Genomic DNA, 21,157 nt, shown 5'->3' with positions numbered 1-21,157 from the left:
AAGGTTACGCCGCAGGGCATGGGGGCTTGGGGCCGCCCCCGGCAACCCCCGCCGCCTCCCCCGGTTCCTCACAGTCCGGCCGCCCACAGTTCCTCGACGCCGATGCCGGTCAGGCCGCGGCGGACGGTGCGGGGTCGATAGGTGTGTACGACGGTACGGCGAGGACCCGGCAGCGGGCCGTCGGCGGTCGTCCGCCGCAGGAGGAGCGGACCCGCAACTCGGGAGGTGGTCCAGGTGTTGACGGGGCCCTGTGGGCCGGCCGCCGGTCTGCTCGGCGATGCGGCGCGGCAGGAGCGTGGCGGCGAGTTCGCCCACCGCGTGCGTGGGCGGGGCGACGGCGGTGAGGGGGACGTCGGCGAGTCCGGCGACCTGGTCGTCGTAGGCGATGAGGGCGAGGGCGTCGGGGACGCGGACGCCGCGCGCCTGGAGCCGGGGCACGAGCACGATGGCGTCCTCGTCGCTGTGCACGAGCGCGGCCGTGACGCCGCGTTCGCGGACCGCCTCGACCAGGTAGTCGACCGAGGCCTCGTAGTCTCCGTGCTCGCGCACGCCGGGCGCTCCCCGGTCGGTCTCGATGCCGCGCGCGGCGACGGCGGCCTCGAAGCCGGCGCTGATCCGGGCGGCGTGCGGGCACTCCTGGAGAACGGCGGTGACGCGGCGGTGGCCGAGGGCGGCGAAGTGGCCGACGGCCGCGGCGGCGCCGTGGGCGCGGTCGGTGCGGACCCGGTCGAGTTCGGCGGCGGGGTTGCCGGGCGGGGCGGAGCGCTCGACGAGGACGCTGGGCACCCCGCACTCCACGAGCCACTTCTCCTGCCCGTCCGCGGGAACGCCGCCGAACCAGCTGGGTGCCGCCGGCAGTCCCTGCGCACCGCCCGCGATCAGGTGCTCCGCCTGTACGGAGTCCTCGCTGTCGACATAGCCGGAGACGCCGAGGACGAGGCGTCCGCCGTGCGCGCCGACGGCCTCGCGGGCGCCGCGCACGATGTCGGCGAAGACGGACACGGTGCTCGGCACGATCATGCCGACCACCACGCCCTCGGCGGTCTCGGTGCGTGCCTCACCGGCGGCGGCCGGGACGGTGGCGCGGGTGGGGTCGGATGGACAGCCTCCACAGCACTCAGTTCCCCCAGGAAGGCCCTTGCACTGCACTGAGTGTCATGAGTCCGGTCCGGGTGCTACGTTCCCGTCCATGAGCTCCAGCAGCGCGGTGCCGGCCGCGAAGCCGCCGATCCGGGACGCCCTGGTGGCGGCGGCCTTCCGGCTCTTCCTGGAACGCGGGTACGAGCAGACCACCGTGGACGACATCGTGGCCCTGGCCGGGGTCGGGCGGCGTTCGTTCTTCCGCTACTTCCCCTCCAAGGAGGACGTGGTCTTCCCGGACCACGAGCGCTGCCTGGCCGACATGACCGCCTTCCTCGCGGCGAGCGGCGCCGAGCACGAGCCGGTGCGGCGGGTGTGCGACGCGGCCCGGCTGGTGCTGCGGATGTACTCCGAGAACCCGACCTTCTCCGTGCAGCGCTACCGGCTCACCCGGCAGGTGCCGGGGCTGCGCGCCTACGAGCTGTCGGTGGTGTGGCGCTACGAGCGCGCACTCGCCGAGTATCTGCGCGGGCGGTACGCGGGGCGGCCCGACGGCACGCTGCGGGCCGACGTGATCGCGGCCGCGGTCGTCGCCGCGCACAACAACGCTCTGCGCTCCTGGCTGCGGTCGGACGGGGAGGGCGACGCGGAAGTGGCCGTGGACCACGCGCTGGCGTATGTGCAGATGACGTACGGCCGGTCGGCGGACGCTCCGGCGGCGCCCGCCCGGATCGGTCCCGTACGGACGGGCGGGCAGGCGGGGCAGCCGGACGAGGTGGTGGTCCTGGTGTCCCGCCGGGACGCCCCGCTGTGGCGGCTGGTGCAGGAGCTGGAGACGGCGCTCGGCCGCTCCTGACCCGCGTGCGTGGCCGGCCGATGGCAAGAATCGGGTACGGAGTGCCTTTACGAGTGACACTGAGTGCCATACGCTGTCGGCGTGCACGGTGGCACGACAACCGTGCACATGCGTGCACGGTGCGCCGGGCACGCGGGATTCCGGCCGAGCGCAGGGAGTTGACCAGCGTGTACCACCACTCAGCAAGCACCTCGCAGCCGGCGGCCGGTTCCGCGACGGGTGTTCTCGAACCCTCCGCCGCGGACTCCAAGGACGCCATCCTCTTCCAGCGCTGCACCTGGTGCGGCACCGCGATGTACCACCGGCTGCTGTGTCCGGTGTGCCAGGGCAGCGAGCTGCGCACGGAGCGCAGCGAGGGCACCGGCACGGTCCGTCACTCCACCGTGGTGCACCGCAACACGCCGGCGGCGCGGAATGTGTCGCTGATAGAGATGACCGAGGGGTTCGTCGTCCGGGGCAGGGTCATGGGCCCGCCGGTCGGGATCCACAGCGGCGACCGCGTCCGGCTGTCCACCGCCAAGGACCCGGTGCGCGGTGAGCCGGTCTTCCAGCTGATGGACGAGCCGTACCGGGCCTGGACCTGACAGCCGTACACCACCACTGAGCACCCGGCCGGCCGCCACAGGCACACAGTCCCCGGGCCCAACTCCCGTACGGCGATGTGCCGTACGGCACCTGAAGGTAGTTCTCCTCCCGCTCGACCGCACCGCCGACGGTGAATCACCCATGTGATCCATCACCTCCTCTCCACAGGCAACCCACAGCCCCCGCATTTCATCCTCCGGGAGCGAGGGGCGCCCGGAAGGGCCGGGTCGTCCGAGGTCGGGGTTCGAGGAGGAACTGTGGTCCGTGCCCGGCGTATAGGGGTGACCGTCGCCGCGTTGCTCGCGGTGGCGGGGGCATCCCCGGGGGTGGCAGTCGCCCACTCTCAATCGCTCAGGGGGGAAGGGGTGTTGACGGCCGGGGACGGCGCGCCGCTGCCGCGGGGGTGGCGGCTGGCTGCCGAGGGTGAGTCCCCGCAGCTGGTGTGGCGGTCGGACCGGCGCGTGCCGATGGGGGACGCGAGGGTCGAGTTCCGGGCCGGTGGAAGGCTGCTGGGCGTGCCGCGGCCGGCGGCGGACGGACGCACCTTCCGGTTGCCGCTGGACGGCCGGCGGGCGAGCGAGCTCGGCGGACTGCAAGTCTGGTCCGGCGGGCGGCGGTTGGACGCGGCGCAGGCGGACGGTGCCGCGTCGGCGGCCCGGTTGCCGGCCCCGCTGCCGGCGAACGGCGTGGACCCGGGCAAGCCCGGCACGTATCGCACCAAGACCGGCGAGTACGGGCTGAAGTCGGTGCGGCTGCCGGGCTTCAAGCAGCCGGTGGAGATGCGGGGGGTCGTCGTCGCGCCGGTCGGCGCGTCCGGCAAGCGTCCGCTCGCGCTGTTCCTGCACGGACGTCACTACACCTGCTACAAGGGCCGCACGGACATCACCGGTGACTGGCCGTGCAAGGCCGGCACCAAGCCGGTGCCGAGTCACCGCGGCTATCTGCGCGACCAGAAGCTGCTGGCCTCCCAGGGCTACATGACCGTGTCGATCTCGGCCAACGGCATCAACGGGCAGGACTACGCGGCGGACGACGGCGGCGCCCAGGCCCGGTCCTCGCTGGTGCGGCTGCACCTGGACCGGTGGGCCGGCTGGGCCGAACACCCCGAGACCGCGCCGAAGGTGGTCCGTGAGGCACCCCGCGCCGATCTGTCGCGGGTGCTGCTGGTCGGGCACTCGCGGGGTGGCGAGGGCGTCAACCGGGCCGCGCTGGACAGCCTCGCCCCGCCGCCCGCGGACCAGGACGGCTATCACGGGCCGGTGCGCTGGAACATCCGGGGCACGGTGCTGATCGGCCCGACCGTCTTCGGTCAGAACCCGGTGCCCGACGTGCCGTCGGTGACCATCCTGCCGGGCTGCGACGGTGACGTCTCCGACCTGCAGGGCGAGGTGTACGTCGACGGCACGCGCGCGGTCAGCAACGGCACCGCGCTGCACAGCGCGGTGTACGTGATCGGCGCCAACCACAACTTCTTCAACTCGGAGTGGACGCCGGGCCAGGCCGCGGCGCCCGCCGAGGACGACTTCTCCGACGACCCGCAGCACCACGACCCGGTGTGCGCCAAGCGGGCCGCGACCCGGCTGACCGCCGACCAGCAGCACCGGGCCGGCTCCACGTACATCGCCGCCGCCGCGCGGCTGTTCCTCGCCGGGGACGACCGGGTGCGCCCGCTGCTGGACGGCTCCGGGAAGCGGGCTCCGTCGGCGGACCCGGCGCGGGTGCTGAGCCACGCGGTGGGTGCCGGCCGGGGCGGCGGGTTCCTGCCGGACGGCGGGGTGTCGGTGACCGGCGGCAAGCTGTGCGCCGCGGTGGACCCGAGCCCGGGCAGGACCTGCCTGGGCGGGAGCGCGAAGGGGTCTTCGCCGCACTTCGCGCAGTGGGAGACCGGCCGGGAGGCCGGCCGGCACGCGATCGCGCTGCGCTGGACGCGCGCCGGTACGCCCGCGCGGGTGACCGCCGCGAAGCCGGTGTCGCTGACCGGCTCCAAGGCGTTGGCGCTGCGGCTGTTCGTGCCGCCGAACTCGCGCGGTACCCAGCTGGACGTGTCCCTGACCGACGCCTCCGGGAAGAAGGCGAAGCTCGGCCGGGTCGCGCCGGCCGGGCTGCCGGGCAGTGAGCGGACCGCGTCGTACTGGGCGCAGGAGATCCGGCTGCCGCTGACGGCGGCCACCGCCGCCGGGCTCGACCTGGGTTCCGTCAAGTCCCTTGAGCTGACGCCGCGTTCGCCGTCCGGGCGGGCCTGGCTCATGGACGCGTGGGGCTGGCGGCCGGGGACGCCCGCGGTCCGCACCGACGCGCTGCCCCGCGTGGACGTGGGCCGGACGACCGTCGACGAGGGTGACTCGGGCACGCGCACCTACCAGGTTCCGGTGCGGGTGACGGGCCAGGGCGGCAGCGGCCAGGTCCGCGTGTACGTCACCGACCCGGCCACCGGCAGCGTGAGCGACCGGCTGGTTACGGTGCGGCCGGGCGGCCAGGACGTCGACATTCCGGTCACGGTGAAGGGCAACACGCGGTACGGCCCCGACGTGTCGTACGACGTGCTGGTCAAGGCGGTCCACGGTGCCGTCGTCGGCTCCTACCGGGGCGGGATCACCGTCCACGACGACGACCCGGCGCCGAAGATGACGGTCACGCCGATCGCCGACAAGGTGACCGAGGGGCAGTCGCTGAAGTGGCGGGTGTCGCTGTCCGAGCCGGTGGACGTGGACATGGGCGCGATGTTCGCGGTCACGCCGGCCACCGCACCGGAGCTGTCCACCAAGGACGTGCCGGCGCGCTGGCTGAAGGACATGACCGGGGAGAAGCCGGACCCCGAGCGTCCGCTGTCCAAGCTGAACGGGCTCTACCTGTGGGCGGACATCGCCCCCGGCCGCACCAGCGCGGACATCGTCCTGCCCACGGTCAAGGACCGGGTCCGGGAGTCCACGGAGTCGGTGCGGTTCCGGCAGCTCGACCCGCAGACCGGGGAGCCGCAGGCCGGCGGCCTTGAGCTGGCCGGTTCGGTGCGGAACGCGTCGTAGGACGCGCGTCCCGGGTGGCCCTCACTCCGCGAGGGTCACCCGGATCCCGACCGTGCCGTCCAGGCCGCGCCGCAGCCGGCTGCCCAGCAGGGTGAGCCGGCCGAGGATGCCGTACTTGCGGGCGATGAGGGTGCGGTAGCGGGCGGTGGTGGCCGGGTCGGTGATCTCGGCCGTGGCCGGCTGCTGCTCGCCCGTGGGGTTGCCGCGCAGGTCGCAGGGGCCCACGAGGACGTCGCGGCGGCGCCGGATCCGCTTGACCTTCCAGCTGTCGGCGGCCGTCCACACGCCGAGGGTGCCCCCGTCCCGGACCACCCACACCGGGGTGGCGACGGGGGTGCCGTTCTTGCGGTAGCTGGTCACCAGCAGGTACTTCCCGGAGCCGAGCCTGTCGAGCCGCGTGTCGTCCATGCCGGCAGTCTAGAAGGCGGCCCACGAGCCGGCCTGCGCCAGTGACCCGGAGCTGACTGACCGGGCAGTTCCCGGGCCGTGCGGCGGCGATCAACTCGGGCGTCTAGATTGCCGTCTCGTACGGTGAATCTCTCGTCAGGCATCTCATCAGGCACCCAGGAGCTGACCCACGTGACCGACAACCCGGCAGCCACCAACGACGTGGCCGTGTCGCTGCGCGCCCGTATCAACACCGGCCAGCCGCACACCGCCCGGATCTGGAACTACTGGCTCGGCGGCAAGGACAACTACGAGGTCGACCGGGCGGCCGGCGACCAGATCCGCCAACTGCACCCGGGGATCGGGGAGTACGCGCGCGCCGACCGGCTCTTCCTCGGCCGTGCCGTGCGCCACCTGGTCGGTGAGGTGGGCATCCGGCAGTTCCTGGACATCGGCACCGGGCTGCCCACCGCCGACAACACGCACGAGGTGGCGCAGCGGATCGCGCCGGAGTCCCGGATCGTGTACGTCGACAACGACCCGCTCGTCCTCGCGCACGCGCGGGCCCTGCTGACCAGCACGCCCGAGGGCCGTACCGACTATCTGGACGAGGATCTGCGCAACGTCGACGCCATCGTCGAACACGCGGCGAAGACGCTGGACTTCAGTGAGCCGGTGGCGCTGATGCTGCTCGGCGTGGTCATCTTCATCGGCGACGACGAGGACCCGTACGGCCTGGTGCGGCGGTTGACGGACCGGCTGCCGGCGGGCAGCCATCTGGTGCTGTCGCACACCATCACCAGCCCGTCGATGCCGGACGTGGACGAGGCGGTGAAGTTCTGGAACGAGCACGGCACGCCGAAGCTCACCCAGCGCACGCCCGCGGACGTGGCCCGGTTCTTCGACGGTCTGGAGCTGCTGGAGCCGGGTGTGGTGTCGTGCTCGCGGTGGCGGCCGGAGCACGCTCACGGGGCCGAGCCGGAGGAGGTCGCCATGTTCGGCGGGGTGGCCCGCAAGAGCTGAGCGCTGTCGGTGAACGCCGCCGCCCCGGGGCCCGTATGGAGGTGCGGGCCCCCGACAAGCCGGGGGCCACGCGGTGCCGGTCCGGGCATCGCGCGTTCGGGTTCGGCTTCGGGAGCCATGCATGCGGCACGCACGACGACGGGTCGTCCGGCGAGTGACACGGCTGGCGGCGGTCGGCGGACTCCTCCTGGGCGGCGCGATGGTCGCCCAGGCGGCCATGGCGAGCGAGACTCCGCCGGCCTCCGCCAGACCGCTCAGCTCCGCCGCCGGCGCCGGGGACACCGGTGCCGCGCTGGTGGCACGGCTGGGCACGGCCCGTACGGCGGGCAACTGGATCGGCGCCGACGGGCGTCCGGTGGTGGCGGTGACCGACGAGGCGGCGGCCCGGGCGGTGCGGCGGGCCGGGGCCGAGGCGAAGGTCGTGTCGCACAGCATGAACGAGCTGAAGTCGGCGACGGCCACGCTGCGTTCGGCGCCGCGGGTGCCGGGGACGGCGTGGGTGGTGGACTACCGGACCAACCGGGTGGTGGTGCAGGCGGACCGTACGGTGTCCGCGGGTGACTGGTCCCGGCTGACCGGGGTCGCCGAGGGGATCGGCGGTTTCGTGCGCATGGAGCGGACGAAGGGCACGTTCACCACGCGGCTGAACGGGGCCCAGCCGATCCTGTCGACGGGCGGTCGCTGCTCGGCGGGGTTCAACGTCACCAACGGGCAGTCCGACTTCATCCTCACGGCCGGGCACTGCGGGCCCGCCGGGTCCATCTGGTTCGCCGACAACCAGGGCGACCAGCAGCTGGGCAACACCGTCAACAGCTCCTTCCCCGGCAGTGACTTCTCGCTCGTGCAGTACAACGGCGGCAAGGCCGGTGCGGGCGCCGACGTCGTCGCGGTCGGCGGCGGCAAGGGCGTGCGGATCACCGGGGCCGCCGATCCGGCGGTCGGGCAGCGGGTGTTCCGCAGCGGCAGCACCAGCGGACTGCACGACGGCCAGGTCACCGCGCTGAACGCGACCGTCAACTACCCGGAGGGGACGGTCACCGGGCTCATCGAGACGAATGTGTGCGCCGAACCGGGCGACAGCGGCGGCCCGCTGTTCTCCGAGGGCATCGCGCTCGGTGTCACCTCGGGCGGCAACGGGGACTGCCGGACGGGCGGGACGACGTTCTTCCAGCCGGTGACCAAGGCGCTGACGACGCTCGGTGTCCGGCTGATCGTGTCGGCGCAGAACGCGGGCGGCGCGGCGGGCGGTGCGCCCTCCCCGGCGCCGTCGGCCGCGGCGACCCAGGGCGCGATGGCCCCCAGCGCGGCCTCACCGGGCTCCTCGGCCCCGGTCACGGGCACGGCGCAGGGCAGCACCCTGCTGGCACGGCTGACGGACACCCGGAACATCGGGCCCGGGCTGCTGGTCATCGCGGGCAGTCTGATCGCGCTGGTGGCGACCCGGTTCATCCGGGCCGAGCAGGACCGCAAGGCGTACCAGCGGTACTACTCGGCGACGTGGGGCTGACAGGACGGCGACGGGGCCCCGGCGCGGTGCCGGGGCCGTGGCGTACGACGAGAGGGCACCCGTGCGCTCACGGGTGCCCCTGGACGGTGCGGCGCGGTGCGCGCGGGGTCGGTCAGGCCGCCCGGTGCGTCTGCGGGGCCGCGGCGGCCCACTCCATCACGAGGCGCTGGTACTGCGCGCGCTGCTCGGTGGTCAGTGTCCCGCCCGCCCGGCGCCACAGGGCACGGATCTCCTCGTTGACCTCCGCGGCCGATCGCTCGGAGACGGCTTCAACAGTGGTGGACATGCTGTGAAGCATATGCCGCCCGAGGTGAAGGCGCTGTGAGCAAGTATCCGCAATACGGACATTTCGGACCGTGTTACTCATCACGTCAATGTGTCAACCGGAAGCGGGAGTTCGCCCCGGAACTGCGGGCCGCCTTCACCGCCGACGGCTCAGGTGCCGGGCTTGCGGCCGTAGACGAAGACGTCGTCGCCGTTCTTCAGCAGCGACCAGTACTTCTTGGCGTCCTTCGTGGTCATGTTGACGCAGCCGTGCGAGCCCGGCGGGTTCCACATGCTCAGGCCTACCGAGTGGAAGGCCTGGCCGCCGTCGAAGAACTGGCTGTAGGGCATCGGAACGTCGTATATGTCCGATACGTGATCGATGTCCCGCCAGTAGATCTTCTTCAGACCGGTGCGGGTCTCGTAGCCGTCACGGCCGGTGCGGACCGGCACCGGCCCGTAGACCAGCCGGTCGCCGTCCTGGATCCAGTTGAGCTGGAGCGTGAGGTTCACGCAGGCGATCCGGCCCTTGTTCACCGGGCACTTGCCGTCCCTGTTCGGCTTGTTCCCGACGGCCTTCTGCTTGTTCATCAGGTCCATCACGCCCCAGGTGACGGGACCGGCGTAGCCGACGCTGGGCGTGATGCCGTGCTTGTTCTGGAAGGCCTGGATGGCCTTGCAGTCGGCGGCGGACTGCTTGCCGTCGACCGGCCGGCCCAGGAACTTCTCCACCTGCTTCTGGTACGGCCCGGTCCGCGTGGTGCAGCTCGCGGCCTGAGCCGGTGCCGCGGTGAAGGCGAGCGCGAGCGGCGCCACCAGTCCCGTGACACCCAGCGCGACGACGCCTCGTCTGCGTATGCCCCCCATGGCGGCCTCTTCCCTTCCCTTGTCCGGTTCGCCAGTCGTTCGCCCGGTCCTCCCCGGGTTCCTCCAGCGCGATTCCCTCGGTCTCGGACTACTAGACCCGGCCGGGGAGGGCATGGTTGTGTTTCCGGTCAGGTTGTGACGAAACGGTGAAGTTCAGACCGTACAGCACGCCCGCAGCAGCCCGACCGCCCGGGTCAGGGTCTGAGGCGTCGCCGTGAACGGCAGGCGGAGATGACGGGTGAGGGTGGCCTGGTCGGCGCTGAAGCGGGGGCCGGGGGTGAGCGCGAGACCGCGCGCGGCGGCCCTCGCCGCGAGGTCGATGGCACACGGCCCGGCGCCGCCCAGGTACAGCCAGAGGGTCAGCCCGCCCGGCGGCACGGTGTACGTCCAGCCGGTGTCGGCGAGCAGCGTGGCGAGGTGGTCGCGCTGGGCGCGCAGCCGGGCGCGCCGGTCCGCGAGCAGGGCGGGGAGCGGATCGCCGAGGAGCTCGGCGGCGATGAGCTGCTCCAGGGGCGGCGGCGCGAGCTGCGGCTGGAGCGGATTGCCCCGCAGCTGCCGTACCAGCTCCGCGGTGGCCCGGATCCAACCGACCCTCAGGCCGCTCCACAGGGTCTTGCTCGCGGAGCCGATCTGGATCACCCGCGGCCCGGCGAGATGCGGTTCGCTGCCGGGCGGGGTGCGCAGGTCCAGGTCGCGCATGGTCTCGTCGGCGAGGACGGTCAGCCCGTGGCGGTCGGCGAGCGCGGCGAGGGTCCGGCGGGCGGACCGGTCCATGTGGGCGCCGGTCGGGTTGTGGAAGTCGGGGACCAGATAGGCGAGATGGGGGCGGTGCCGGCGTACGGCGGCGGTGAGGTGCTCGATGTCCCAGCCGTCCCGGGCGGACACGGGGACCGGGAGCAGGCGGGCCCGGCGGGCGCGCAGTACGGCGAGGGCGCCGGGGTAGGCGGGGTTCTCCACCAGCACGGGTGCCCCGCGGTCGGTGTGCAGATGGTCGAGGAGCAGGGTGAGGGCGGCCTGGGCGCCGGCGGTGACCAGGATCTGCTCGGGGCGGGTGGCGAGGCCGGCGCGGGTGTAACGGTCCGCCAGCAGTTCGCGGAGCCTGGGCAGTCCGGCCGTGGCGACCCCGGAGTCGACGAGCAGGGGTGCGCACCGCTCGGCGGCGCGGACCAGGGCCGCGCGGTAGGCGTCGTGGGGTGCGGCGGTCACCGCGAGGGTGAGGTCCAGGTCGGCGTCGGGGGCGCCGCCGCGGTCGAGGGACCAGGGGGTGGTGCGCTCGGTGAGGCGGGCGGGCAGGCGGACGGCGCTGCCGCTGCCGTGCCGGGTGCGCAGCCAGCCGTCGGCGCGCAGCAGGCTGAGCGCGGCGACCACCGTGCCGCGGCTGAGGTGCAGGGTGCGGGCCAGTTCCCGTTCCGAGGGCAGCCGGGTGCCGGCCGGGAGCCGGCCGTCGACCACGGCGTCCCGCACGGCCGCGGCCAGGGTGCGGGCGAGCGGTCCCGGTCGGGTGCGCCAGTCGCCGAGCGCGGCGACGAATCCGGTCTCCACCGGTCCATTTTCGCTGGTCCACTTCCCGTGAAGTGGACCAGGTGCCGGGCGCCCGCCCCGGTCTACGCTGCGGCGCATGGACCGTACCCTCGCCGAGGATCTCTCCCGGCTCCCCGAACTGCTCCAGGCCGCCCGTGATCTCGCCGCCCGGGAGGTGGCGGGGCTGGTCGAGCGGCCGGTGGCCGCCGAAGGGCGGCTGCCCGGGCGTGCCCCGCTGCCGGCCGAGGGCGCGGGGGGCGACGGCGCCCTCGCCCGGTTCGCCGAGCGGTGGGCGCCCGGCTTCTCCGGCTCCGCGGGGCCGCGCTATCTCGGCTTCGTCACCGGCGGTGCGACGCCCGCGGCCGTCGCCGGGGACTGGCTGACGTCCGCGTTCGACCAGAACCTGTCCGGGGCGGGCGGATCCTGGGCGCAGGAGCTGGAGCGGGAGACGGTGGCCTGGCTGCGCGAGCTGTTCGGGCTGAGCGAGGCACACAGCGGGGCGTTCGTGACGGGCGCGACCGTGTCCAACACGGTCGGGCTGGCGATCGGCCGGGAGTGGGCCGGCGAGCGGCTGGGCGTGGACGTCTCCCGGGCGGGCGCCGCCGCGCTGGGCCCGCTCGACGTGCTCTCCGGCAGCCCGCACTCCAGCATCTCCAAGGCGATGTCGGTGCTGGGCCTCGGCAGGGACCGGCTGCGGCAGGTGCCGCTGCTGCCCGGCAACCGGGAGGCCGTCGATGTGACCGCGCTGGAGGCGGCGCTGACCGAGGCCGGTGGCCGGCCGGTGATCGTCGTGGCGAACGCGGGCACGGTGAACACCGTCGACTTCGACGACCTGCGGGCGATCGCGGCGCTGAAGGAGCGGTACGGCTTCTGGCTGCACGTGGACGCGGCGTTCGGCGCCTTCGCCGCGCTCTCCCCGGAGCACGCCGCGCTGGTCGCCGGGCTGGACGCGGCCGACTCGGTCTGCGTGGACCTGCACAAGTGGCTCAACGTCCCCTACGACGCGGCCGTCCAGTTCACCCGGCGCCGCGATCTGCAGGTGGCCGTGTTCCACAACGCCTCGCCGTATCTGGGCCTGCCCGCGGGCGACCCGGACTTCCTGCACCTGACCCCGGAGAACTCGCGCCGGCTGCGGGCGCTGCCGGCCTGGTTCTCGCTGGTGGCGTACGGGCGGGCCGGGCACCGGGAGATCGTGGAGCGGAACGTGACGCTGGCCCGCAGGCTCGGCGCGGGCGTCGACGCGCTGCCGGGCCTGCGCCTGCTGGCTCCGGTCCGGCTCAACGTCGTCTGCTTCACCCTCGCCGCGGACCCCTCGCAGGAGCGGGTGGCGGCGCTGGCCCGGGCGGTCGCCGAGTCCGGGGAGGCGTATGTGACACCGACCGTGTACGGCGGGGTGCCCGGGCTGCGCGCCGCGTTCAGCAACTGGCGCACCACCGAGGCCGACACCGAGCGGGTACTGAAGGTGCTGGCGGCGGCCTCGGGCTGACCATCGCGAGGCGCGGGGACGGTGGCTGAGGCTCGCGAGGCGTGCCTTATGGCCGCGCGTTCACAGCAGGCACGTGTCAGCCGCACCCCGCGCCGCCGCGTGCCCTGCGAGGTGCACGGGCCGACGGTACGGCGCCGGGCTTCAGCGGTATCCGGTGACGTCCGCCGGCTTGCCCGGGTCCTGTACCTCGACCAGGTACCGCCAGGCGTCCGGCCGGCTGCCGTCGAGGTCGGTGAAGCCGTACACCCGGGCGAGGCCGCCGCTGGAGAGCGACGTGCCGTTGAACCGGGCCACGCCGGGGTCGGCGGCCAGGGCGGCGACGGCGCGGCCGGTGAAGCGCGGGGTCTCGGAGATGGCGAAGTGCGGTTCGCGCGCCAGGGCGTCGCGCCAGTTCTCCTCGCGGACGCCGTACTCGTCGAGCATGTGCTCGGAGCGCATCCAGCCCGGGGTGAGCGCGACGGCGGTGGCGCCGCGCGGGCCGAGTTCGTGGCCGAGGGCGAAGGCCATGCGCAGTACGGACGTCTTGGCGAGGTCGTAGAAGAGGTTCACGCGGTAGGTGTCGCGGTTGTAGTCGGCGGTGCCGTCGGTGACCTCCACGACCAGGCCACCGGGCCGGCGCAGCAGCAGCGGCAGCGCGTAGTGGCTGGTGACGGCGTGTGTCTCCACCGCGAGGCGGAGGAGCCGGAGCCCGTTGTCGAGGTCGTGCTCCCACACGGGGGTGTTCCACTCGAAGAGCTTCTCGCCGCCCCAGATGTCGTTGACGAGGACGTCGAGGCGTCCGCGCTCGTCCGCGATGCGGTCCACCAGGTCCCGTACGGCGGACTGGTCCAGGTGGTCGACGGGTACGGCGATGCCCTGTCCGCCGGCCGCGGTGACCAGGTCGGCGGTGTCCTCGATGGTCTCGGGGCGGTCGTACTCGGAGCGGCGGGCGCGGGTGCTGCGGCCGGTGACGTAGACGGTGGCGCCGGCCGCGCCGAGTTCGACGGCGATGCCCCGGCCGGCGCCCCGGGTCGCCCCGGCGACCAGCGCCACCTTGCCTTCCAGCGGTCCTGTCATGCCCTGCCTCCCGTGGGGTGCGACTGCTGTCGTTCTCCACTGTCACCGGGAAACCGGACATCCTCTGTCGGCTTTACCCGCGAAGTCGCGGGCGGCCCGGGTCAGTGGCCGCGGGTGATCCACTCCTCCAGGTGGGGTGCCTCGGCTCCGATGGTCGTGGCGTCCCCGTGGCCGGTGAGGACCTTGGTCTCCGGCGGGAGGGTGAGGAGGCGGTCGCGGATGGACTCGATGATGGTCGGGAAGTGGGAGTAGGAGCGTCCGGTGGCGCCCGGGCCGCCCTGGAAGAGGGTGTCGCCGGTGAAGACGGTGCCGAGGCCGGGGTCGTACAGGCAGACGGCGCCCGGGGCGTGGCCGGGGGTGTGCAGGACGGTGAGGTCGGCGCCGGCCGCCTCGATGACCTGGCCGTCGAGGAGATGCCGGTCGGGGTCGCGGTGGGGGTGGGTCTGCTTCCACAGCGGCAGGTCGTCGGGGTGCAGCCAGATGGGGGCGCCGGTGAGGTCGGCGAGTGCCGGCGCGGCGTTGACGTGGTCGTTGTGGGCGTGTGTGCACACGATGGCGGTGAGGCGCCGGTCGTTGACGGCGCGGGCGATGGCGTCGGCGTCGTGGGCGGCGTCGATGACGATCACTTCCCGCTCGTCGCCGACGATCCACACGTTGTTCTCGACGTCCCAGGTGCCGCCGTCCAGGGTGAACTGCCCGGAGGTGACGAGGCGTTCGATGCGTACGGTCATCAGAGCGTCACCACCGAACGCAGGACGTCGCCGTGGTGCATCCGCTCGAACGCCTTCTCCACCTCGTCGAGCTGGATCGTCTCGGTGACGAACGCGTCGAGCGGCAGTCGGCCCTGGAGGTGCAGGTCGATCAGCAGGGGGAAGTCGCGGGTGGGCAGGCAGTCGCCGTACCAGCTCGACTTGAGGGCGCCGCCGCGGCCGAAGACGTCCAGCAGGGGCAGTTCGAGCTTCATCTCGGGGGTGGGGACGCCCACGAGGACGACGGTGCCGGCGAGGTCGCGGGCGTAGAAGGCCTGCTTGTAGGTCTCGGGGCGGCCGACGGCCTCGATGACGACGTCGGCGCCGAACCCGCCGGTCAGCTCGCGGATCGCCTCGACCGGGTCGGTCTCCTTGGAGTTGACGGTGTGGGTGGCGCCGAGGGTGCGGGCCTTGTCCAGCTTGCGGTCGTCGATGTCCACGGCGATGATCTTCGCCGCGCCGGCGAGGTTCGACCCGGCGATGGCCGCGTCGCCGACACCGCCGCAGCCGATGACGGCGACCGAGTCGCCGCGGCCGACGTTCCCGGTGTTGATCGCGGCGCCGATGCCGGCCATCACCCCGCAGCCGAGGAGGCCCGCGACGGCCGGGGAGACGGCCGGGTCGACCTTGGTGCACTGCCCGGCGGCCACCAGCGTCTTCTCGGCGAAGGCGCCGATGCCCAGGGCCGGTGACAGTTCCCGGCCGTCGGTGAGGGTCATCTTCTGCCGGGCGTTGTGGGTGTTGAAGCAGTACCAGGGGCGGCCGCGCAGACAGGCCCTGCACTGCCCGCACACGGCACGCCAGTTGAGGATCACGAAGTCGCCGGGTGCGACGTCGGTGACGCCCTCGCCGACCGACTCCACCACGCCCGCCGCCTCGTGGCCGAGGAGGAAGGGGAAGTCGTCGGAGATGCCGCCCTGCTTGTAGTGCAGATCGGTGTGACAGACCCCGCACGCCTGGACGCGTACGACGGCTTCGCCGGGCCCGGGGTCCGGCACCACGATCGTCTCGACCCGTACGGGCTCGTTCCTGCCCGGTGCGATCACGCCGCGTACTTCCTGCGCCATGGTCTGGTCCCTTCTTCGTTTGCCTTCGCCGCCGACCCTACGCGCGACGGATCGGTGGCGTGCCGGACCACGAGGTTGATCGTGGATCTTTCCGCCACACGGGGACATGGCCGGTTGCCGTCATTCCATGATGGCAATCTTTTTGCGGGCTGCGGGGGTTTGTCTGGTGTCTCCGCCCCGCCCGGGCGTGCCTCAATGGAGCCATGCTCCCTGACGGCAGCAAGGGACGTACCGCGTTCCTGTTCTCGGCCGGTGCCCCGCCACGGCCCGGGACGGCCCGGGAACTGCAGGCGGCCTTCCCCGTGTTCGCGCAGGCGCTGGACGACCTCTGCGCGCGCCTCGACCCGTACCTCGAACTCCCCCTGCGGAGCGTGCTGTTCGCGGCGGGCGGAACGCACACGGCGGCGCTGCTGGACCGGGCCTCGTTCGCCGGTCCGGCGGTGTTCGCGCTCCAGGTGGCGCAGTACCGGCTGCTGGGCAGCTGGGGTGTCCGGCCGGACGTGCTGTTCGGCCAGGGGGCCGGGCGGATGGCCGCCGCGTACGCCGCCGGGGTGTTCTCCCTGGCCGACGCCTGTCACGCGGTCGGCACCCTGGCCCGGCTGCTCGGTGGCCGCCAGGGGCCGGCGCCGCGCTCCCCCGACCCGGCCGGTGTCTTTGCCGCGTACGGCCGTACGCTCGCCACCCTCCACCCGCGTGCCCCGCGCCTCCCGTTGGTCTCCGACGTCACCGCCCGGCCGGTGACCGCCGAGACCGCCGAGCCGGAGTTCTGGGTGATGCGCGGCCCGCTGCGGTTCGCGGACGCGGTCGGCCGGATGCACCGGGAGGGCGTCCGCATCTGGCTGGAACTGGGCCCTGGGGACCCGCTCAGCCGGCTGCTCCCGGACTGCCTCCCGGACGGCCCGGCTTCGGTGTACGCCCTGGCCCGGGACTGGCCGGAGCTGCGGGCGGGGAGAGCGGGGTGAGCGGCACCGACGGCGTGGGCGGACTGAACGGCGTGCGTGGGGTGGCGTGAAGGCTTCTGCCCGCGCACAGCGGTGAGGGCCGCCCCTGCCGGGACGGCCCTCGGGTACGTGGGGCGGGTCAGGCCCTGACGGCGGGCAGCAGGCCCAGCACGGGCGCCACCGGGCCGGTGACCTGCCACAGCTCGTTAAGCCGGTTCAGGTCGTCGATCTGGTCCATCGCGCGCGTCTGCTCGGAGACCCGCGGGACGCCGGCCCTGTACTGCGCCGGGATGTGGCTGACGGTGAGCGAGTCGACCGTGGCCATGGGGCTGAGCCGGCCGGCGCCGGCTGCGCTCGCCTCGGCGGCGTGCGCCAGCGGCGCGGCGAGACCGGTGACCCCGGCGGCGACACCGAGGGCGGCGACGATACGTCGTGTTGAGATCATGCCCTCAGCAACGGCCACGGGCCCCGGCCGGACACGGGCGGCGGGCCCCGCTCACCCGTGAGGCGGAGCACGGCGGCTGCGCTTGCCGAGGCCGCCGGGGCGGAGGAGTCTCGGAGATGGGGCCGCGCGGCCCGCTCCCGGACGGGCCGCGGGCGCCTGAAGGAGGTCACCATGGGTACCGCGATGGGGTCCGCGTTCAACGCCGAGACACTGCGCCGGGGCATCGAGGGCAACACCGGCAACAACCTTCTGTCGCTCTATGCGGACGACGCGGAGATCCGCATCGTCGACCGCAACAACCAGCCCAGTCACCCCACGGTCCTGCACGGCCGCGGCCAGATCGCCGAGTTGCTGGACGACATCTACAGCCGCGACATGACGCACAAGCTGGAGCAGTGCGTCGTCCAGGGCGACCACGCCGCGTACAGCGAGTCCTGCGAGTACGAGGACGGCACCCGGGTCCTCGCCGAGTCGATGGTCACCCTGCGGGACGACAGGATCGTCGATCAGCTGATCATCCAGGTCTGGGACGAGTAGGGGATCCGGCCGGGTACGGCGGGCACCGGCACCGGTGCCGGTGCCCGCCGCGCTGCTGCTCGGGTCGTACGCACTCTCGGTTACGCTGTACGCGGGCCGTGACTGGCGCTGAGGTGGAGCACCACCGGGGAGCGGCCCGTGGTGGTTGCCGCGCGCCTGGGCGAGAGAGTCGATCCAGCTCAGGAGTGTGCAGCATGACCCAGGCCCGTCTGATGGACGGTACCGCGCTCGCCCGCCGCATCGTCGAGGAGACCGCGCGGCAGGCCGCCGTCCTCACCGAGCGGACCGGCACCGCGCCGTGTCTCGCGACCGTGCTGGTCGGCGAGGACCCGGCCTCCGTGACGTACGTCCGGATGAAGCAGAACCGCTCCCGCAAGGCCGGCATCGAGTCCCGGCACGTCGCGCTGCCGGCCGCCACCACGACGGACGAACTCGTCGGCACGCTGCGGGAGTTGTCGGCCGATCCCGGCGTGCACGGGATCCTGCTCCAGCACCCGGTGGGCGACCATGTCGACGAGCGGGCCGCGTTCGAGGCGATCGCACCCGAGAAGGACGTGGACGGAGTCACCTTCGCCTCGTTCGCCACGATGAGCTTCGGGCTGCCGGGCTTCGTCTCCTGCACGCCGGGCGGCATCCTGCGGCTGCTGGACGAGTACGGCGTCGACCCGGCGGGGAAGCGGGCCGTGGTGGTGGGCCGCAGCGCGATCCTCGGCAAGCCGGTGGGCATGCTGCTGCTGGCCCGGGACGCGACCGTGACGTACTGCCACTCGCGCACCCGGGACCTGTCGGCGGCGGTCCGCGAGGCCGACATCGTCGTGGCCGCGGTCGGCCGGCCGCGGCTGATCCGCGGGCAGGACATCAAGCCGGGGGCGGTCGTGATCGACGCGGGCTACAACCCGGGGAACGTCGGCGACGTCGACTTCGACTCGGCCGTGGAGCGGGCCGCGCTGATCACCCCGGTGCCGGGCGGTGTGGGTCCGATGACCATCGCCACGCTGCTGGAGCAGACCGTGCGGGCCGCCGCCCGGCAGCTCGGGGTGTGAGGGGTCAGCGCATCCAGGCGGTGTACTGCATGACGTCCCCGGCCTTCAGGCCGTACCGGGGGTCGGCCTTCGTGGCGGTCAGCTCCAGGCCGAGTACGGCTCCGGTGGACGGGTCCATGATCAGCATGCGCCGGGCTCCTGGACCGTCGACCACATAGGCCTGTCCGCTGCGCCCCAGCCGGTCCGTCACCTGGCCGACGGGGCGCAGTCCCGGGGTGCCGGCCAGGAGCCGGGCGAGCGTCGCCGACTCACGGGCACCGAGGGTCCAGTGGTCCAGCAGGGTGTCGACGGCGTCGAGCAGCTCACCGGGGTGCGGCTCGGTGTGGAGGTAGGCGGCCTCCCGCAGATAGTCGCGCAGCCGTGCGACATCGTGCGGCGGCGGCGACTCGGGAGGGGCGTCGCTCCAACTCGGCGGATAGGTCTGCCGGCTGATGACGTGGCCGTCGGCGACCAGGCGGGGACGCTCACCCTCGTCGCTGAGGACGGGACGGCCCGGGTGGCGCGGGTCGGTCGCCACGACCAGCTCCGTGTGACTGCCGTCCGGCTGCCAGCGGACGATGGTCTCCTGGGGCACGGTGATCGGGGGTGCGTGGTCGCTCATGCCCATGCTCCACGTCTGCGCGTGCGTGCCCTTGCGCAGGCCCGGTGCGTCGTCGGTGGCGGCGGCCTCGGCCCGGTCGGCCAGCAGTGCCAGGGGTACGGGGGTGGAGCCGGCCCGCACGACCAGCGGGCGGGGCGCGGCCACGGCGGGCTGTGTGCTCGGTCCGCCGACCAGTGCGGTGACGGCGACGGCCAGGACGACGCCGGTGGCGGCGAGGCCCCACAACAGCCGGGCGCGCGGGGCTCGGCGCGCCGGAGGGGTCTGCTGCAGCAGCCGCTCCAGCCGGCGTTCGGCGCGGTGGTCCAGCGGGCCGTCGCCGAAGTGCGGCCCGTCGGCCGGGACCGGGTTGGCGTCGCGGAGGAGGTCGAGTTCGTCAGGCATGGCGGGGGTCCTTGCGCAGGGCTGCCCCGGCGGGGGCGGTGGAACGGGACGAACGCCGACGCGGGCCGTCCTGCCCGGCGGACGTCGTGTCGTCGCCGGGGGCGGACTCCCCCGCCGGCCGGCCGTGACCGGGCAGAATCCCGTCCGGCGGGACGACAGGACGCGTACGCTGCCCGTCCTCATCGGTGGGTGACGCGGACGCGGGCACGACAGAGTGCCCGAACGGCTCGGACACCGGACCAGCCATCGGTCCGGCAGCGCGCGGGCGGTACTCGGAATGGACACCGGCCACGGGCCCGGCAGAGCGCGCCCCTTCATCGGTGGGCGGCACGGACACGGGCACGGCAGAGTGCCCGAACGGCTCGGACAGCGACCCGGCAGCACCCGAGCGGCGCCCGGACCGGACACCGGCCCCGGGCCCGGCAGAGCGCGCCCCTTCATCGGTGGGCGGCACGGACGCGGGCGCGGCAAGGTGCCCGTACTGCTCGGACATCGGATCGGCAGCAGGTGTGCGGCGCTCTGACTCCAGACCGGCCACCGGGCCGGCGGGATGCGGGCGGTCGTCGGCGGGTGGCGCCGCTGGCGGCGCGGAGCGTAGGTGGTCGATCTCGGCGCGCAGGCGGCGACGGGCGCGGTGCAGGCGCATCGCCGCGGCGCGTCGGCCGCAGCCGAGGGCGACCGCGATCTCGTCGGCTCCGAGTTCCTCCCAGGCGGCGAGGCGCAGCACCTCCCGGTCGGCCGGGGAGAGCCGGTCCAGTGCGTCGTGCACCCAGGCGCCCGGTGCCTCGGCGTCGGGCCCGGCCGCGATGTGCCGGCCGTGCGCGGCGTCGTCGTTGCCGAGCCGGTCCACCAGCCGGCGCCGGCGCCCGTAGCCGCGTACCGCGTTCGCCAGGCAGTTGCGGGCCACCCCGTACAGCCAGGGCAGCGGCGCGGCCGGCAGGTCGGCCCGGCGTCGCCAGGCGACCGTGAACACCTCCGCCACCACTTCCTCCACCTCGTCGGCCCGCCCCTGCAGTCGCCTCGCGACATAGCGGCTGACCGCCCAGTAGTGCGCGCGATAGGCAGCGGCGAAGATCTCGTCGTTGCTCATGCTCGGTTCGTGTCCGGCACTCCCCGGATCGTCACACCCTTCTTCCGTGATCCTCCTCGCGTCGTCCGAGTGTGACGCGCGGGCCGGGCGCGGACACAGGCGGGGCGTGAAGAGGATCCGAGACTCCAGGGCCGTGCAGTGGCTCACCAGCACCGATCACAAGACGATCGGAACGCTCTACTTGATCACCGCGTTCGCGTTCTTCCTGATCGGCGGTGTGATGGCGCTGCTCATGCGCGCCGAGCTGGCCCGCCCGGGCCTGCAGATCATGTCGAACGAGCAGTTCAACCAGGCGTTCACGATGCACGGCACCGTGATGCTGCTGATGTTCGCCACCCCGCTGTTCGCCGGTTTCGCGAACTGGATCATGCCGCTGCAGATCGGCGCGCCCGACGTGGCGTTCCCGCGGCTGAACATGTTCGCCTACTGGCTGTACCTGTTCGGCTCGACCATCGCGGTCGGTGGCTTCCTCACCCCGCAGGGCGCGGCCGACTTCGGCTGGTTCGCCTACTCCCCGCTGTCGGACGCGGTCCGCAGCCCGGGCATCGGCGCGGACATGTGGATCATGGGTCTGGCCTTCTCCGGCTTCGGCACCATCCTCGGCTCGGTCAACTTCATCACCACGATCATCTGCATGCGCGCGCCGGG

19 protein-coding genes, 2 pseudogenes and 1 riboswitch are annotated in these 21,157 nt (G+C 73.4%); of the genes and pseudogenes, 10 read left to right on the top strand and 11 right to left on the bottom strand.

The genetic code is table 11. From position 1 onward, the window contains the following. Positions 1 to 321: 321 nt before the first annotated feature. Positions 322 to 1,020: pseudogene (locus ABZ937_RS27230) on the bottom strand (substrate-binding domain-containing protein); the annotation flags it as partial. 169 nt (positions 1,021 to 1,189) lie between these two features. Here ABZ937_RS27230 and ABZ937_RS27225 point away from each other — a divergent pair. The 3 genes from ABZ937_RS27225 to ABZ937_RS27215 all read left to right on the top strand — a co-directional run bounded on the left by ABZ937_RS27225 (position 1,190) and on the right by ABZ937_RS27215 (position 5,544). Next, positions 1,190 to 1,936: a TetR family transcriptional regulator gene (locus ABZ937_RS27225; RefSeq protein WP_361695956.1), complete on the top strand. Its 747-nt coding sequence runs from the start codon at positions 1,190 to 1,192 to the stop codon at positions 1,934 to 1,936. 167 nt (positions 1,937 to 2,103) lie between these two features. Next, a complete protein-coding gene (locus ABZ937_RS27220; RefSeq protein WP_361695955.1) occupies positions 2,104 to 2,520 on the top strand; it encodes a zinc ribbon domain-containing protein in 417 nt (138 codons plus the stop codon). Between the two features lie 258 nt (positions 2,521 to 2,778). Then, positions 2,779 to 5,544 carry a hypothetical protein gene (locus ABZ937_RS27215; protein WP_361695954.1) on the top strand — a complete coding sequence of 922 codons (2,766 nt, stop codon included), beginning with the start codon at positions 2,779 to 2,781 and terminating at the stop codon, positions 5,542 to 5,544. Positions 5,545 to 5,565: 21 nt separating this feature from the next. Here the strand turns inward: ABZ937_RS27215 and ABZ937_RS27210 are convergent, their stop codons facing one another. Next, positions 5,566 to 5,952, bottom strand: a complete 387-nt coding sequence (locus tag ABZ937_RS27210; protein WP_361695953.1) for a PPOX class F420-dependent oxidoreductase — start codon at positions 5,950 to 5,952, stop codon at positions 5,566 to 5,568. Between the two features lie 171 nt (positions 5,953 to 6,123). On the opposite strand from ABZ937_RS27210, the gene ABZ937_RS27205 reads away from it, so the two are divergent. Together ABZ937_RS27205 and ABZ937_RS27200 are read left to right on the top strand one after the other, a co-directional pair. Beyond that, positions 6,124 to 6,954, top strand: coding sequence for an SAM-dependent methyltransferase (locus ABZ937_RS27205; protein WP_361695952.1), 831 nt, complete (start codon positions 6,124 to 6,126; stop codon positions 6,952 to 6,954). Between the two features lie 121 nt (positions 6,955 to 7,075). After that, complete coding sequence (locus tag ABZ937_RS27200; RefSeq protein WP_361695951.1) at positions 7,076 to 8,461, top strand: S1 family peptidase; 1,386 nt, start codon at positions 7,076 to 7,078, stop codon at positions 8,459 to 8,461. Between the two features lie 112 nt (positions 8,462 to 8,573). On the opposite strand, the gene ABZ937_RS27195 is transcribed toward ABZ937_RS27200, so the two are convergent. From ABZ937_RS27195 to ABZ937_RS27185, 3 genes are all read right to left on the bottom strand, one after another. Then, positions 8,574 to 8,759, bottom strand: a complete 186-nt coding sequence (locus ABZ937_RS27195) for a hypothetical protein (RefSeq protein ID WP_361695950.1) — start codon at positions 8,757 to 8,759, stop codon at positions 8,574 to 8,576. A gap of 137 nt (positions 8,760 to 8,896) precedes the next feature. Beyond that, the gene (locus ABZ937_RS27190; RefSeq protein ID WP_361695949.1) at positions 8,897 to 9,592 is read right to left on the bottom strand and encodes a L,D-transpeptidase; all 696 of its coding nucleotides are present in this window, start codon (positions 9,590 to 9,592) and stop codon (positions 8,897 to 8,899) included. 153 nt (positions 9,593 to 9,745) lie between these two features. Then, a complete protein-coding gene (locus ABZ937_RS27185; RefSeq protein WP_361695948.1) occupies positions 9,746 to 11,134 on the bottom strand; it encodes a PLP-dependent aminotransferase family protein in 1,389 nt (462 codons plus the stop codon). 76 nt (positions 11,135 to 11,210) lie between these two features. Between ABZ937_RS27185 and ABZ937_RS27180 the strand changes: the two genes are divergently transcribed. After that, on the top strand, positions 11,211 to 12,599 hold the full coding sequence (locus ABZ937_RS27180; RefSeq protein ID WP_361695947.1) for an aminotransferase class I/II-fold pyridoxal phosphate-dependent enzyme: 1,389 nt from the start codon (positions 11,211 to 11,213) through the stop codon (positions 12,597 to 12,599). A gap of 141 nt (positions 12,600 to 12,740) precedes the next feature. Here the strand turns inward: ABZ937_RS27180 and ABZ937_RS27175 are convergent, their stop codons facing one another. The 3 genes from ABZ937_RS27175 to ABZ937_RS27165 all read right to left on the bottom strand — a co-directional run bounded on the left by ABZ937_RS27175 (position 12,741) and on the right by ABZ937_RS27165 (position 15,471). Continuing rightward, the gene (locus tag ABZ937_RS27175; protein ID WP_361695946.1) at positions 12,741 to 13,655 is read right to left on the bottom strand and encodes an SDR family oxidoreductase; all 915 of its coding nucleotides are present in this window, start codon (positions 13,653 to 13,655) and stop codon (positions 12,741 to 12,743) included. A 101-nt stretch (positions 13,656 to 13,756) separates the two neighbouring features. Then, positions 13,757 to 14,386 (bottom strand): MBL fold metallo-hydrolase, encoded by a 630-nt coding sequence (locus ABZ937_RS27170; RefSeq protein WP_361695945.1) that lies wholly within the window; start codon positions 14,384 to 14,386, stop codon positions 13,757 to 13,759. After that, positions 14,386 to 15,471 carry an S-(hydroxymethyl)mycothiol dehydrogenase gene (locus ABZ937_RS27165; protein ID WP_361695944.1) on the bottom strand — a complete coding sequence of 362 codons (1,086 nt, stop codon included), beginning with the start codon at positions 15,469 to 15,471 and terminating at the stop codon, positions 14,386 to 14,388. Before ABZ937_RS27165 ends, ABZ937_RS27170 begins: the two co-directional genes overlap by 1 nt. Positions 15,472 to 15,674: 203 nt before the next feature. On the opposite strand from ABZ937_RS27165, the gene ABZ937_RS27160 reads away from it, so the two are divergent. Continuing rightward, positions 15,675 to 16,433, top strand: a complete 759-nt coding sequence (locus tag ABZ937_RS27160; RefSeq protein ID WP_361695943.1) for an acyltransferase domain-containing protein — start codon at positions 15,675 to 15,677, stop codon at positions 16,431 to 16,433. A gap of 118 nt (positions 16,434 to 16,551) precedes the next feature. Here ABZ937_RS27160 and ABZ937_RS27155 read toward each other — a convergent pair whose 3' ends face one another. Further along, positions 16,552 to 16,857 carry a hypothetical protein gene (locus tag ABZ937_RS27155; protein WP_361695942.1) on the bottom strand — a complete coding sequence of 102 codons (306 nt, stop codon included), beginning with the start codon at positions 16,855 to 16,857 and terminating at the stop codon, positions 16,552 to 16,554. 171 nt (positions 16,858 to 17,028) lie between these two features. Between ABZ937_RS27155 and ABZ937_RS27150 the strand changes: the two genes are divergently transcribed. After that, on the top strand, positions 17,029 to 17,394 hold the full coding sequence (locus tag ABZ937_RS27150; protein WP_361695940.1) for a nuclear transport factor 2 family protein: 366 nt from the start codon (positions 17,029 to 17,031) through the stop codon (positions 17,392 to 17,394). 88 nt (positions 17,395 to 17,482) lie between these two features. Continuing rightward, positions 17,483 to 17,563, top strand: a riboswitch (ZMP/ZTP riboswitch). Positions 17,564 to 17,588: 25 nt separating this feature from the next. Next, entirely contained in the window at positions 17,589 to 18,437 is an 849-nt protein-coding gene (locus tag ABZ937_RS27145; protein ID WP_361695939.1) for a bifunctional 5,10-methylenetetrahydrofolate dehydrogenase/5,10-methenyltetrahydrofolate cyclohydrolase, read from the top strand. Positions 18,438 to 18,441: 4 nt separating this feature from the next. Here ABZ937_RS27145 and ABZ937_RS27140 read toward each other — a convergent pair whose 3' ends face one another. Both ABZ937_RS27140 and ABZ937_RS27135 read right to left on the bottom strand, forming a co-directional pair. Then, the gene (locus tag ABZ937_RS27140; RefSeq protein ID WP_361695938.1) at positions 18,442 to 19,419 is read right to left on the bottom strand and encodes a CU044_5270 family protein; all 978 of its coding nucleotides are present in this window, start codon (positions 19,417 to 19,419) and stop codon (positions 18,442 to 18,444) included. A gap of 601 nt (positions 19,420 to 20,020) precedes the next feature. Then, a pseudogene (locus tag ABZ937_RS27135) lies at positions 20,021 to 20,509 on the bottom strand (sigma-70 family RNA polymerase sigma factor); the annotation flags it as partial. Between the two features lie 106 nt (positions 20,510 to 20,615). On the opposite strand from ABZ937_RS27135, the gene ABZ937_RS27130 reads away from it, so the two are divergent. Further along, a partial coding sequence (locus ABZ937_RS27130) for a cbb3-type cytochrome c oxidase subunit I (protein WP_361695937.1) occupies positions 20,616 to 21,157 on the top strand: 542 nt, incomplete at its 3' end.

The organism is Streptomyces sp. NPDC046727 (assembly GCF_040645635.1).
In the GTDB taxonomy this organism is placed as follows: Bacteria; Actinomycetota; Actinomycetes; order Streptomycetales; family Streptomycetaceae; genus Streptomyces.
This window is presented reverse-complemented; position numbering and strand designations above follow the sequence as displayed.

What these genes read in the sequence shown, in the direction of transcription:
- ABZ937_RS27225 (WP_361695956.1), top strand. Translation starts at nt 1,190, where the DNA reads ATGAGCTCCAGCAGCGCGGTGCCGGCCGCGAAGCCGCCGATCCGGGAC.
- ABZ937_RS27210 (WP_361695953.1), bottom strand. Translation starts at nt 5,952, where the DNA reads ATGGACGACACGCGGCTCGACAGGCTCGGCTCCGGGAAGTACCTGCTG.
- ABZ937_RS27200 (WP_361695951.1), top strand. Translation starts at nt 7,076, where the DNA reads ATGCGGCACGCACGACGACGGGTCGTCCGGCGAGTGACACGGCTGGCG.
- ABZ937_RS27195 (WP_361695950.1), bottom strand. Translation starts at nt 8,759, where the DNA reads ATGCTTCACAGCATGTCCACCACTGTTGAAGCCGTCTCCGAGCGATCG.
- ABZ937_RS27190 (WP_361695949.1), bottom strand. Translation starts at nt 9,592, where the DNA reads ATGGGGGGCATACGCAGACGAGGCGTCGTCGCGCTGGGTGTCACGGGA.
- ABZ937_RS27180 (WP_361695947.1), top strand. Translation starts at nt 11,211, where the DNA reads ATGGACCGTACCCTCGCCGAGGATCTCTCCCGGCTCCCCGAACTGCTC.
- ABZ937_RS27175 (WP_361695946.1), bottom strand. Translation starts at nt 13,655, where the DNA reads ATGACAGGACCGCTGGAAGGCAAGGTGGCGCTGGTCGCCGGGGCGACC.
- ABZ937_RS27170 (WP_361695945.1), bottom strand. Translation starts at nt 14,386, where the DNA reads ATGACCGTACGCATCGAACGCCTCGTCACCTCCGGGCAGTTCACCCTG.
- ABZ937_RS27165 (WP_361695944.1), bottom strand. Translation starts at nt 15,471, where the DNA reads ATGGCGCAGGAAGTACGCGGCGTGATCGCACCGGGCAGGAACGAGCCC.
- ABZ937_RS27160 (WP_361695943.1), top strand. Translation starts at nt 15,675, where the DNA reads ATGCTCCCTGACGGCAGCAAGGGACGTACCGCGTTCCTGTTCTCGGCC.
- ABZ937_RS27155 (WP_361695942.1), bottom strand. Translation starts at nt 16,857, where the DNA reads ATGATCTCAACACGACGTATCGTCGCCGCCCTCGGTGTCGCCGCCGGG.
- ABZ937_RS27150 (WP_361695940.1), top strand. Translation starts at nt 17,029, where the DNA reads ATGGGTACCGCGATGGGGTCCGCGTTCAACGCCGAGACACTGCGCCGG.
- ABZ937_RS27145 (WP_361695939.1), top strand. Translation starts at nt 17,589, where the DNA reads ATGACCCAGGCCCGTCTGATGGACGGTACCGCGCTCGCCCGCCGCATC.
- ABZ937_RS27140 (WP_361695938.1), bottom strand. Translation starts at nt 19,419, where the DNA reads ATGCCTGACGAACTCGACCTCCTCCGCGACGCCAACCCGGTCCCGGCC.